The sequence below is a fragment of the Bradyrhizobium rifense genome (assembly GCF_008123425.1).
Classification (GTDB): domain Bacteria; phylum Pseudomonadota; class Alphaproteobacteria; order Rhizobiales; family Xanthobacteraceae; genus Bradyrhizobium; species Bradyrhizobium rifense.
In genome coordinates, this window is record NZ_VSSS01000062.1 from 1 (window position 1) to 12,952 (window position 12,952).

At 57.5% G+C, this 12,952-nt stretch carries 8 protein-coding genes and 1 tRNA gene; 7 read left to right on the forward strand and 2 right to left on the reverse strand.

Translation table 11 applies throughout. From position 1 onward, the window contains the following. Positions 1-148 precede the first annotated feature (148 nt). Positions 149-979, reverse strand: coding sequence for a 23S rRNA (guanosine(2251)-2'-O)-methyltransferase RlmB (gene rlmB, locus FXB40_RS36385; protein ID WP_187437399.1), 831 nt, complete (start codon positions 977-979; stop codon positions 149-151). A 206-nt stretch (positions 980-1,185) separates the two neighbouring features. Here rlmB and FXB40_RS36390 point away from each other — a divergent pair. The 7 genes from FXB40_RS36390 to FXB40_RS36420 all read left to right on the forward strand — a co-directional run bounded on the left by FXB40_RS36390 (position 1,186) and on the right by FXB40_RS36420 (position 10,936). Then, positions 1,186-1,271: transfer RNA gene (locus FXB40_RS36390), tRNA-Tyr, on the forward strand. 383 nt (positions 1,272-1,654) lie between these two features. Continuing rightward, positions 1,655-4,093 (forward strand): EcoAI/FtnUII family type I restriction enzme subunit R, encoded by a 2,439-nt coding sequence (hsdR, locus tag FXB40_RS36395; RefSeq protein ID WP_148777106.1) that lies wholly within the window; start codon positions 1,655-1,657, stop codon positions 4,091-4,093. A 3-nt stretch (positions 4,094-4,096) separates the two neighbouring features. Continuing rightward, positions 4,097-5,551, forward strand: a complete 1,455-nt coding sequence (locus FXB40_RS36400) for a type I restriction-modification system subunit M (RefSeq protein ID WP_148777107.1) — start codon at positions 4,097-4,099, stop codon at positions 5,549-5,551. Beyond that, positions 5,548-7,239: a restriction endonuclease subunit S gene (locus FXB40_RS36405; protein ID WP_148777108.1), complete on the forward strand. Its 1,692-nt coding sequence runs from the start codon at positions 5,548-5,550 to the stop codon at positions 7,237-7,239. Before FXB40_RS36400 ends, FXB40_RS36405 begins: the two co-directional genes overlap by 4 nt. Then, entirely contained in the window at positions 7,236-7,922 is a 687-nt protein-coding gene (locus tag FXB40_RS36410) for a hypothetical protein (RefSeq protein WP_148777109.1), read from the forward strand. The genes FXB40_RS36405 and FXB40_RS36410 overlap by 4 nt, the downstream gene beginning before the upstream one ends. After that, positions 7,919-9,409, forward strand: a complete 1,491-nt coding sequence (locus tag FXB40_RS36415; protein ID WP_148777110.1) for a hypothetical protein — start codon at positions 7,919-7,921, stop codon at positions 9,407-9,409. The genes FXB40_RS36410 and FXB40_RS36415 overlap by 4 nt, the downstream gene beginning before the upstream one ends. 78 nt (positions 9,410-9,487) lie before the next feature. Then, the gene (locus tag FXB40_RS36420) at positions 9,488-10,936 is read left to right on the forward strand and encodes a gamma-glutamylcyclotransferase family protein (RefSeq protein WP_148777111.1); all 1,449 of its coding nucleotides are present in this window, start codon (positions 9,488-9,490) and stop codon (positions 10,934-10,936) included. 184 nt (positions 10,937-11,120) lie between these two features. Here the strand turns inward: FXB40_RS36420 and FXB40_RS36425 are convergent, their stop codons facing one another. Further along, entirely contained in the window at positions 11,121-12,734 is a 1,614-nt protein-coding gene (locus FXB40_RS36425; RefSeq protein WP_148777112.1) for an RNA-directed DNA polymerase, read from the reverse strand. Positions 12,735-12,952: the final 218 nt, after the last annotated feature.

Sequence of the window (12,952 nt, forward strand, 5' to 3'; positions counted from 1 at the left end):
GTCGGGCAAAACAGGCGCACGATGGCATCGTCGGGATGTGCGCGGCGACGCCTAGAGCCCCGTTCCGATGGAATCGGAACGGGCTCTAGGTTCTTGTTTTGACGCGTTTTCTTGATGCGAACCGGAATCCACTTCGCTCGAAAACGCTCTACCGCTTCATCAGTCCAAGCCGGCTCGCGCCGACATAGAGCGAGAGCGCGGCGGCATTCGAGACGTTGAGGCTCTTGATCTCGCCGGGCATGTCGAGCCGCGCCACGACGCTGCAGGTCTCGCGAGTCAATTGCCGCAGGCCTTTGCCTTCTGCACCCAGCACCAGCGCGAGCGGCTCGCGCAACGTGACGTCCGAGAGGTCCTCGCTGCCTTCGCTGTCCAGACCAACGGTCTGGAAGCCGCTGTCGTTCAGCTCGTTCAGCGCGCGGGCGAGGTTCTGCACGGTGATCATCGGCACCAGCTCCAGCGCGCCGGAGGCGGCCTTGGCGAGCACGCCGGTCGCTTCCGGGCTGTGGCGCGCGGTGGTGACGATCGCCTTCACCGCAAACGCCGCGGCGGAACGCAGGATGGCGCCGACATTGTGCGGATCGGTGATCTGGTCGAGCACCAGCACCATCCCCTCGAGCGCTAAGTCCTCGATGTCAGGCGAGGGCAGGGGATCGGCCTCCGCGAGCAGGCCTTGATGCACGGCATCGGGCGAGAGCAGCCGGTCGATCTCCTGCGGCCGGACGATCTCGGGCGCGATGCGGGTCTCGATGTTCTCGTCCGCCAGGCGCCGGGCGGCGTTCTCGGTCAGCGTCAGCTTACGGATCTGCCGCTGCGGGTTGGCGAGCGCCAGGGTGACGGTGTGCCAGCCATAGAGGATGACGGGCCCGTCGGCATGCGAATCGCGTTCGCGCCAGGCTGGCCGGCTGGCCGATTTTCCAGGCCTGTTGAAGGGCTTAGACCCGCCACGGGGGCCCTTGGGGATGAATTTTCGATCCTTCATGGGCTCGCTTGTGTCACGGGTCCCGGAATATGGCAATTTGGACGCCCAAGGGGACGATTTTAGCTGTTCGCCTCGGTTGACTTTACCCCACCGCTTCGCCCATAACCGCGCCCGGTCGCGCCCCCATCCGGGCTGTCGCGGCCTTCACGTTCCATGGCCGTCTTCGGTCGCCGGCAAGGTCCGGCCCGATTGTGCTGCCGTCGAGCGGGGGAGTGTCCCGAGTGGCAAAGGGAGCTGACTGTAAATCAGCCGCCTTATGGCTTCGCAGGTTCGAGTCCTGCCTCCCCCACCAATCTGAAAAAGCTAGAGAATCTTGGATTTTCTAGCCAGCTTCTAAGAGGCCTCCCTCAAGGCCCTTCCTTCAAGCCCCACTCCAAGCCCCAATTGCGTCGCCGTAGACGGAACCCTCGGCGATGAGCGAACCCGCCGCGCTGAATGCACGAAGTCTAGCCCGGGTAGGGCTATCGATCCGGCTCTGCATCCTGTCTCGCCGGCCGGAGGGAGTCTGTATAGCCATACTATTTAGTGCCGAACTATCGCGGAGGACTTCATCACCTAGTTGTTTCATGCTCAACTTTCGCGCATTGAGAGGTGCGAGATTCGGTTCGGGGCAAGTCGCTCATTTGAAATTGCATTGGCCTGTCGCGCTTCGCGCCGCAACAAAGCTTGCCATCAATGGACAAACGCTCATTAAGCGAACGAGATATTTGCACGAAGTACATCACGCCAGCGCTACGCGACGCTGGCTGGGACGAAATACTGCAAATCCGTGAGGAGGTCGGCTTTACCAAGGGCCGCATCATCGTGCGCGGCAAACTCGTCACCCGTGGGAAGGCCAAGCGCGCTGACTACATCCTCTACTACAAGCCGAACATCCCGCTGGCGCTGATTGAGGCCAAGGACAACAACCACAGCGTCGGCGACGGCATCCAGCAGGGTCTCGACTATGCCGCGACGCTCGACATCCCGTTCGTGTTCGCCTCAAACGGTGACGGCTTCGTCTTCCACGACCGCACCGGCCAGAGCCTGCCGATCGAGGCGAACCTTGGGCTCGATGCCTTCCCTTCACCAGCCGATCTGTGGACTCGCTATCGCGTCTGGAAGGGCATCAGCTCCGAAGCTGAACAGATCGTGCTTCAGGACTATTACGACGACGGCAGCGGCGAGGCCAAACGCTACTACCAAGTCACCGCAGTCAATCGCACCATCGAGGCCATAGCGAAAGGAGCAAACCGTGTTTTGCTCGTGATGGCTACAGGGAGCGGGAAAACCAGAACCGCCTTTCAGATCATTTGGCGCCTGTGGAAAGCAGGCCGCAGGAAACGTATCCTGTTCCTCGCCGACCGCAACGTGCTGATCGACCAGACGATGGTGAACGACTTCCGCCCGTTCGGCGGGGCGATGGCAAAGCTATCGACCAACGCCAAAACCATCGAGCGGCAGGACGGCACCAAAGAAGACCTGCCCCTGGCACTCGACAAGAAACGCCGCATCGACACCGCCTTCGAGATCTATCTCGGACTTTATCAAGCGATTACGGGGCCGGAGGAACACCAAAAACTCTATCGCGAGTTCTCGCCCGGCTTTTTCGATCTGATCGTGATTGACGAATGTCATCGTGGCAGCGCGGCCGAGGATTCTGCATGGCGGGAAATTCTCGACCATTTTTCCGGCGCCACGCAGATCGGTATGACTGCGACTCCGAAGGAAACCGAATATGTTTCCAACACAGACTATTTTGGCGAGCCGATCTACACCTATTCGCTGAAGCAGGGGATTAGCGACGGCTTTCTTGCGCCCTATAAAGTCATTAAGGTTCACATCGATCGCGACGTGGAAGGCTATCGCCCCGAACTCGGGCAGCTCGACCGCGAAGGCAACGTGATCGAGGACCGCATTTACAACGCCAAGGATTTCGACCGCAACATCGTGCTCGACGACCGCACGGTGCTGACCGCGAAAAAGATCACCGAATTTCTCAAGGAAAGCGGTGACCGCTTTCAGAAAACAATCGTCTTCTGCGTCGACGAGGAGCACGCGGCGCGGATGCGCCAAGCGCTCGTCAACGAAAACGCTGATCTGGTCGCCGAGAACCAGCGCTATGTCATGCGCATTACCGGGAGCGACAAGGAAGGCCAGGAACAGATCGGCAATTTTATCGACCCGGAATCGAAATATCCGGTTTTGGTCACGACGTCGCGACTGCTATCGACTGGCGTGGATGCGCAGACCTGTCGCCTGATCGTGCTTGATCGCGCGGTGGGCTCGATGACCGAGTTCAAGCAGATCGTCGGGCGCGGCACCCGCGTTCATGAGGATACGAAGAAGTTTTACTTCACGTTGATCGATTTTCGCGGCGCGACAAGCCATTTTGCCGATCCGGATTTCGATGGCGATGTACCGGTTTATGAGCGGGGCGAAGGCGATCCGATCATACCACCCGACGCAACGCCGACATCCGATGACGATACAATCCCGCCGACGCCAGACGAAGATGAAACCATCGTCGATCAACCGGACTTGCAGCTGCCGCCGCCCGGTGATCCGATCCGCAAAATTTATGTCGATGGGGTCGGTGCGCGCATCATAGCCGAGCGCGTCGAATACCTCGACGAGAACGGCAAGCTTGTCACGGAAACTTTGCGCGATTTTACCAAGACTGCGCTGAAGAAGCGTTTCGCCAGCCTCGACGATTTCCTCAAGCGTTGGAAATCGACGGAAAGGAAACAGGCGATCATCGAGGAACTTGAAGCCGAGGGCCTGGCGCTCGACGCCATCGCCGACGAACTCGGCAAGAATCTTGACCCTTTCGACCTGATCTGCCATGTCGCCTTTGATAAGAAGCCGCTGACGCGCCGCGAGCGGGCCGAGAACATCAAGAAGCGCGACGTGTTCACCAAATATGGTCCGCAGGCCCGCGCCGTGCTCGATGCCTTACTTGAAAAGTACCGCGACGAGGGCGTACTCAATCTCGATGATGCCAACGTGCTGAAGGTGACGCCGTTCACCGCGATGGGCAGCGTTGTTCAACTCATCAACGCGTTCGGCGGCAGGGAGGGCTTCGAAAAGGCCGTCCACGAAATGCAGGCCGCGCTGTATCAGGAGACCGCATAGGCAATGATCGTTCGTACCACCGTCAAATCAATTCAAGACATAATGCGCCAGGACGTGGGCGTCGATGGCGATGCACAGCGCATCAGCCAGCTCACCTGGATGTTCTTCCTGAAGATCATTGACGATCAGGATCAGGAACTCGAACTGACGAGAGACGGCTACCGCTCGCCAATCCAGAAGCAATATCGGTGGCGCAGCTGGGCGGCGGACCCCGAGGGTATGACCGGTGAGCCGCTGCTGAGTTTCATCAATGACGAGCTGTTTCCGGCGCTGAAAGAGCTGAAACTCACCGGCAAGCCGGGCGACCGTCGCCGCGTGGTGCGTGACGTGTTCGAGGACGCCTACAATTACATGAAGTCCGGCCACCTCATCCGGCAGGTCGTTAACAAGATCAATGAAGTAGACTTCAACAATCTCGACGAGCGAAGGCATTTCGGCGAGTTCTACGAGCAACTGCTCAACGATCTGCAATCGGCGGGCAACGCTGGCGAATATTATACACCACGCGCCGTCACCGCCTTCATGGCCGACCGAATTGACCCACATCCCGGTGAAATCCTGTTCGATCCCGCCTGCGGCACTGGCGGCTTCCTAACCTGTGCTATCCGTCACATGGAGAAGAACTACGTCAAAACGCCCAAGCAGCGCGAAAAGATGCACGGCGCATTGCGAGCGGTAGAGAAAAAGCAACTTCCACACATGCTCTGCGTCACCAATATGCTGCTGCATGGCGTCGAGGACCCGAGCTTCGTGCGCCACGACAACACCTTGGCCCGGCCGCTGATTTCATGGAGCAAGGATGAGCGCGTTGACATTGTGCTCACCAATCCGCCGTTCGGCGGCCGCGAGGAAGACGGCATTGAGAACAACTTCCCGACGTTCCGCACCAAGGAAACGGCCGATCTGTTCCTCGCCCTGATCGTGCGCCTGCTCAAGGCAGATGGCCGCGCCGCTGTGGTGCTGCCCGACGGCACACTGTTTGGTGAGGGCGTGAAGACGCGGCTCAAGGAACATCTGATGGAGGAATGCAACCTCCACACCATCGTTCGCCTACCCAACTCCGTGTTCAAGCCCTATGCCTCGATTGGTACCAATCTCTTATTTTTCGAGAAGGGCACGCCGACTAAGGACATCTGGTTCTACGAACACCGCGTGCCCGAAGGCCAAAAGGCCTATTCCATGACCAAGCCAATCCGACTGGAGCATTTCAGAGATTGTATCGATTGGTGGGGCGGCAAGGAGCGGAAGGGCCGCGAGGAAACTCCGCAGGCATGGCGCGTGACAGCTGACGAGGTGAAAGCGCGCGGCTATAATCTCGACATCAAGAATCCGCATGCCGTGGCAGATGATCATGGAGACCCAGAAGCGCTATTGGCGGAACTCGCCGCCGCAGAGGCTGAGACGGGTGCATTGCGCGACCAATTAAAGGTGATCCTCGCCGAGGCGCTGGCGCGATGAACGCTGAACGCCTCTTGGCGCACTATCACGAGATCGCCGACGCGCCCGATGCGATCGCCCGCCTGCGCCGCTTCGTTCTAGATCTGGCCGTGCGCGGCAAACTCGTACCGCAAGATGCGGGCGACGAGCCGGCGTCGGAATTGCTGAGGCGGTCTGACAAAGGTCGACCGCAAGCGTCATTTAAAGAAAGCCGAACGGACAATAACGAAACGTCAGATCCCGAGTACGATCTTCCCGCCAATTGGCTCTGGGTACGGATTGGAGACCATCTTGAGCTGATTAATGGCATGGCTTTCAAGCCGACCGATTGGAAACCGTCTGGCATCAAAATTGTTCGGATTCAAAATCTTAATCGGCCCGACGCGCCGTTTAACTATTGCGATCCGACGATGGTACGAGATCGGTTCTTAATCAACGACGGCGCGTTTCTAATAAGCTGGTCAGGTACGCCCGGCACCTCATTCGGGGCTTTCATCTGGGAACGTGGCGAAGCGGTATTAAACCAGCACATCTTTCGATGCGATTTCCGCCTCAATGCCTTTGATCCACTCTACTTGCGCTTGGCGATCAATGGCCGTCTGGACGAAATGATTGCCAAGGCGCACGGGGGTGTTGGTCTTCAACATATTACGAAAGGCAAACTCGAAGCTCTTTTGATCGCCCTTCCACCACTCGCCGAGCAGTGCCGCATCGTGGTCAAGTTCGATGAGTTGATGCGTTTGTGCGATCGGCTGGAGGCGGCGCGGGGAGACCGTGAGAGCGTGCGCGATCGGCTGGAGGCGGCGAGTCTCACCCGCCTCAGCGCACCAGATTCCGAAACCTTCCAGGCCGATGCCCGCTTTGCGCTCGACGCGCTGCCCGCCCTCACCACACGCCCCGACCAGATCCAGCAACTGCGCCAAACCATCCTCAAGCTCGCAGTTTTCGGAAAGCTGGTACCGCAGGACCCGAAAGACGAACCAGCGTCGGAACTGCTTGATAAACTTTTAGCTCAAAAGTCGAAGGGACAGAGGGGACGCGATTGGACAGCGGGCATGTCCGACGCACGTGGGCAGATGTTTAAGGCTCCAGTCGGTTGGGCGTGGACCCGGATCGCCGACACGTGTGAACGGGTGACTGTTGGATACGTCGGACCGATGAAGGACCAATACGTCGATATTGGTATCCCCTTTCTTCGAAGCCAGAATGTTCGCGCCAACCGGTTTCGAGAAGAAGGGCTGATTTATATCTCGCCGCACTTTCATAAGAAGATAATCAAGTCAGCTTTGGTGCCAGGCGATGTTGTCGTCGTGAGATCAGGCAACGTAGGGACGGCCTGCGTTATCCCGGAGACGATTCCGGAAGCAAACTGTTCTGATCTGGTTGTGGTTCAGCGCCCTCAATGCGTTCTGCCGACTTTTCTATGTTTTTATCTGAACTCATTGGCAGCATTGCATGTTGAAGCAGGGTCGGTCGGCGTGGCTCTCACACACTTCAACACGAAGTCAGTCGCCACGATGCCTCTGCCCCTCCCACCACTCGCGGAACAACACCGCATCGTCGCCAAGGTCGATTCGCTGGTGGCGCTCTGCGACCGTCTAGAGGCGAACCTCACCGCTACGGCCGCCACCCGGCGCCGCTTGCTCGACGCGCTGTTGGCCGAAGCACTGGCGCCGACCGATGATCGCAAACTGGAGGCGGCGGAATGAGCCGCGCGCCGGCGCGCCCCGAAATGAACGGCCTCGATCCTGAGAAGGTGGCCTATTGGTATCTCCGGTTGAATGGGTTTTTCCAGATTGAGAACTTTGTGGTTCACCCAGAACGGCGTGGCGGTCAGCGGACTGACGCCGATCTGCTGGCGGTTCGTTTCCCCTTTCGTGCCGAGCGCCTGTTCGATGATCCGAACGACATCATGGCGGACGACGTACAGCAGCTCGCGCTTTCTGACGATCTGATCGATATCGTCATTGCAGAAGTGAAGACAAATCAACCTTGCACCTTGAATGGTCCGTGGACTCGAGCTGATCGGCAGAACGTCCATCGGGTACTGGCAGCGATCGGATGCCTACCATCCGGCCGGATCGAAGCAGCGGCGGCAGATATCTATCGGGCGGGCTTCCACCGGAGCGCCGCGCTTCGTATTCGTCTTGTGGCGGTGGGGCGCGATCGAAGCGATGACATTACGAAGGCGTATCCCGACGTCACGCAATTGTGCTGGACGGGAATGTTGGTGTTCATCTGGGAACGATTTCATCGATATCGACGCCAGAAGGCGCAGGTGGATCAATGGGACTCGGAGGGCCTCAAGATCAAAGAGCTCGCCGATCGGTCGAATAGCCCGGTAGATTTTATGAGAGATGCATTGCGCCTCATGGGGATAGAAGGACAATGACGCTCGCCGTTGCAGAAGCCGAAGCAACACTGAGGGCACGGCTGGGCGAGCCCGCCAAGCCGCCCACGGACTATGTGATCGGCTTCACGACGCCAAGCGGCAAGGTCCTGGCGATCCACCGCGAGGCCGCTGAGACACGCATCTGGTTTCAGCCACCGTCACCACCGACCCTCGATGGCATCCGGTTGATGGACACCCCCTCAAACGGAAACTCCAACATCAACGGACCGCTTCTGCCCCTGCGTTCGCCAGCCACGCTGCGTGTCGAAGTCGATAGTTCCGGCGCTTTGGACAGGTTTCTCGATTGGTATGCCGGTCCCGAGAGCACGCCTCAGCCGATCATGGCCGCGTCAATTGATCCATCCGCCTTCCGTGAAGCGCTTGTGCGCTTTCAGAACCTTGTTACGGCAAAGTCCGGTCATCCGTTCAACGGGTTTCACGAGGGCCTGGTTGCGGTCTGGGAGAGCTACAAGCCGCGTCTCCGCGATCATGCAATCGGTTTGCTTCGAGCAAGCGAATGGATGGAAGGCGATATCGGTTCGGGCGTGATCTTGGAATGCGTGATCGATGCTATCGAGATTCAGGACAACTCCCGCAATCTGACGAATAATCTCGTGTTCTGGCAAAACATTTATGGGCACGCCAACCGCGACCATCGCGAGCTATTGGAAGCGCGAGCGAAGCCGAAGCTTCGTCATGAACTCGAAGGTCTGTTTTTTGGGCTCTATCGAGGTGGCGCCGACGAGGGCTCAACGTTTAACCGGTTGAGAGATCTGACTGGCCGCAAGTACCCGTTGTTGGCGTATCTCTTCTTTCTCAAAGATATGGATCGTTTTATGCCGATCCAGCCCACCGGATTCGACCGCGCATTTTGGGCACTCAACATTTATTTTTCGACCATCCTCCAGTGCGGCTGGGGCAACTATTCGACATACAATGGGACACTGGCTGCATTGCGGCCGCTTATTGAGCAAACCGCCGGCCTGAAAAACGTCCGCCTTATCGATGCGCATACCTTCTGCTGGGTCTTCTCTAAACTGATAAAACTTGAATCGGAAGGCTCTGTCAGCAAAGCAACGAGCGGCAGGGATGATGGGCGCATTCTCGGTGGACGGGAAAGGTCCATTATTGAAATGCGCCTTTCCGTGGAGAACACGGTCAGGAATGCAAACGGACAAGAAGTCAAACGTACTGTAAAGAACAAGGAATTGCGGATGACCACGGTTGAGCTGGAGAGGCTCATCGGTTCTCTGCTTGACCTACAGGAGAACCGCTGCGCTTTGAGTGGTATCTCCTTCCATTTTTCCGGTCCTGAAGCAGACAGGAACCTGCTGCCATCGCTTGATCGGATCGACAGCGGGGGGCACTACGAAGTGGGTAATCTTCAGGTTGTCTGCCAGTTTATCAACTTCTGGAAAAGCGACAGTAACGATCTGGAGTTCCGCAGGCTCCTGGGATTGGTGAGGGGCCAGGAGGAAGTTGCCTAAGACCACTATCTCCAATTCGAAGTGCCTTTAGAAGAGCATCTGGAGTGCGGCGCAACGAAGCTGCGACAGGAAGTGACCATGTTGAAAGCTACTGAAGAGGAGATCCAGGAGGTCCGCGAATACTTTGAATGGCAAGCGCCCGACCTCAAACTGACCTTCATGCAGAAGGTCTATTCTGAAGTGGTCGTGAATACCCATCACGATGTCTGGGATATTCACACCAACAAAGATCGTTGGTGGGTCATTACCGGCGGCACGAACCTTTATTCTCAGGAGCAATTTCCAAACATGGACCTTGCTCTAACCTTCCATATTGGTCTGATCCTCCGCATGCCGCGCACGGAAGAACAGAAGGAAGACGATCTACGCATTCTCCCGTTTGGGTCAGTTTACCAGAAGGTTGAGGAAGCTGGCACCGCCGTGACCCAAGCGCAAAGCCTATCCGGATATCAGGCCGTTGGCGTCCGCTGCCGCGAAGCGCTTCTTGAACTGATCAGCATTGCGCAGGACGCTGCAGTTTGGACCGACGTTCCGCCGCAGCGAGCTAACTTCCGCGCTTGGGTGGAGATCATATGCAATCAGATATTGCCGAGCGACACCAACAAGGAGCGTCGAGGGGTTCTCAAAAGCGCGCTCGAATCCGCCTGGACGTTCACCAACTGGTTGACCCATTCGAAGTCGGCGACTTGGACCGATGCCGACTTGGCGCACTTATTGATCCAGCATGCCATCAGCACGACGACCGGAGCTATTCTTCGCGTGTTGCGCGGCGTGCCAGAGGAATGCCCCAAGTGCGGATCACCTCAACTTGCCCCGGAACAGGGCGAAAACTCCGCTGCACCGGGCGTTCTCTGGGAGCGACCTCGCTGCGTTGATTGCGGATGGACCGGCAGACCCCTTCCGATCTTCGACCGCGAGGATGGGCGGCCAATCATTACTCGCGAAGGTAAGGAGTCCGACGTGCATGGAATGCTTGCGATTCCGATGCGTAACATCCGCAGGCCGGGTGATCCGCCCGTTGAACAGCGACACAAAGTAGAGACACGGCCGCCGGAGTTGGCTGTTTATTTTGCTTACGGGCCGAATATGTCGACTGCGCGGCTGACCAAGCTATTGCCGAGCTGCAAGCCGACAGGTGCTGCAATCTTACCAAGGCACACGCTTCGCTTCCACAAGCGTAGCACCAAGGGGTTCGGAGAGTGCAACGCATTTCCCAGCGACGACAATGACGTGGTCGTTGGGGTCCTCTTCAGCTTCGACCCAGCCGAGCGCGCCAAGTTAGATGAAGTCGAAGGAGTCGGCGACGGCTATGAACATTCGATCGTTACGATCATCAACGAGAAAGGTCGCAGGCAGAAGGTCCTCGCCTACTTGGCCACTCCCGAGTACATAGACGACAGCCTCAAGCCGAGTGACGACTACAAGGACCAAGTCCTTGTGGGCGCTAGTGAGCACGGCCTTCCGTCAGAATACGTCACAAGATACATCCAGCCGGTTGAGGTAGCCGAACCACGTTCAGCGCCGTGATGATGTCGGCTACCGTCCGTGTAGTGGACCCGGCTCGTGCTGGCTTTAACGGCCTTCTGTGACCCACGGCAGACGTTCGCGTCATGTAGTCTAGTTTGCTAGGCTCGGCTCAGGCTCGCAGGCCTCAAACCTTGCGGATTAGAGCCGTCACGCTTCGTTCAAGCTCGACGGCGAGATGGTGGCGCTACTTCTTATCCATTGCGATCGTTAGAAGCTTATTTAGCGGCCCGTGGTTCCCCCAATTCGTCCTTGCATTCTGCCTCTCTACCTTCGACCACTTGCGCGACGAGAAATAGATGGCGCTCTGAATGTAGGGGGGCGACGTGGTGTAGACGCCCTGTAAGGTGATCCGTCGGGAATGATCCCCATAACGTCCGACGAATATCGCCGCCACTGCCCGGAGGGTCTCGTGCCGATGGGCGTCCTGAAGGATATCCAGCGCGGTTTTAACGGACGCATCGTCGTACTTGTCCGCTTGAGAGAGCGCCGCAAGAATCCACATCTTTTGCCAGTCGGTCAGCTCCGAATCCACTAGCAGGGCAAAGAGGGCGTCGAAAACGCCGTCGTGTTTCAGGAACTTGGCAACGTACGATGCATATATCTGAGCCATTGACGGACGCTTTTTGAATGACTCCAGCACATGTTGAAGTGCGTGGTCTGACTCAGCTTTGGCGAGTAAAGGCAGGCAGAACCGCTCAATGTTCTCCTCTTGTCCGAGATATGTTCCGATGGAATCGAAGAGCTGCTTCGTAGCCTCCAGACTGAGTTCGTCCTCGTCCTCCTCCTCTTCCTCATCATCTTCCCATTCGGACTGAAAGCCGTAATCGGCGTCGAAGTCATCATCGTTCAGCTGTTCACGGATCTCCTCGACGGCTTCGTCGAATAGCTCCTGCAGGTCCGGCTCTTCGGAATGAAGCTGATTTTTCGGAATGATCTTGCACTTAGCCTCATTCAGGACGAGATCATAGCTGCGTAGCCGAGGGATAAGCTGTCGCAGCAAACTCTCCGCAGCTTCGACGCTCTCGATGAAAACGTAGAGGTCATCCACGTAGCGAGCTGCCAGGACGCCATTGTCCTTCAAGAAACGATCAATTGGCTCCATGTAGAAATTTCCGAAGAGGTCCGATGGAAACATTCCCTGCAGTATGCCGCGCGAGGAGCGGTTGCTTGTATAGCTGGATAAAAGGGTCTCTAGCCGGTTCAGTAGCTCACTCGCGTATCCAGAGTCGTTCAGCACGTTAATCAGCGTGTGAAGATTCAGCGAGCCGAAATAGTTGGCAACGTCGATCTTTAGGATGTATTTGATCCCCTGTTCCTGCGAAAGCCTCGCCAGCTCGCTCTGCCAAGCGCTCCAGCAAGTCCTGGTGGGCATGAACATCGCGGGGTTATCCAGCGCCGCAAGTTGGTGACTGAACGTGCGTGAATGGTCAGTCTTCCTCTGAACGATAGGGGCTGCTTGGTCTGCCAGAACCTGATAGAGTAACCGATCGTGGGGAAGAAGAATGCTTCCTGGGCGTGAGAAGCTCGGGCCCAATCGCACGGGGTTCACCGCGACCTGTATGCGAAACGACTTTGGGACTTCGATCGTGATAGGCAGGCCGGGGCTGTATGCGCCGTTGGATAACGCCGATCTCACCTCCCGGATGAGTTCATCGCCCGCTTTTGCATAGATGAAGCCAATGTGCGGCGCGTAGATGAAGTCGGATCGAAGATCGTGGCTAATCCGCTTGAGCGCGAGTTGCCAATCCATTCTCGCTATCACCGCCCCGTCTAGACCGAAAGGTATCTTGTCCGACATACTGACTGCTCCGTATCGCAGTAAGATGCGGCTCCGCTGGTGGTATTTCAACCCCTAGTTGGCGACGGAAGCCTTGCATGCGTGATCTGGTCCAAGTCTTCCTTATCGGCACCTTCCTTCAATATTCCAGGTCGAAAGAAGGCATTTCGAGCAGGTGGCTCTAGCAAACTTGATTTTCGTTTGCGGAACGTCGGGTCGCGCCCTGTGTCGCCGCCGCG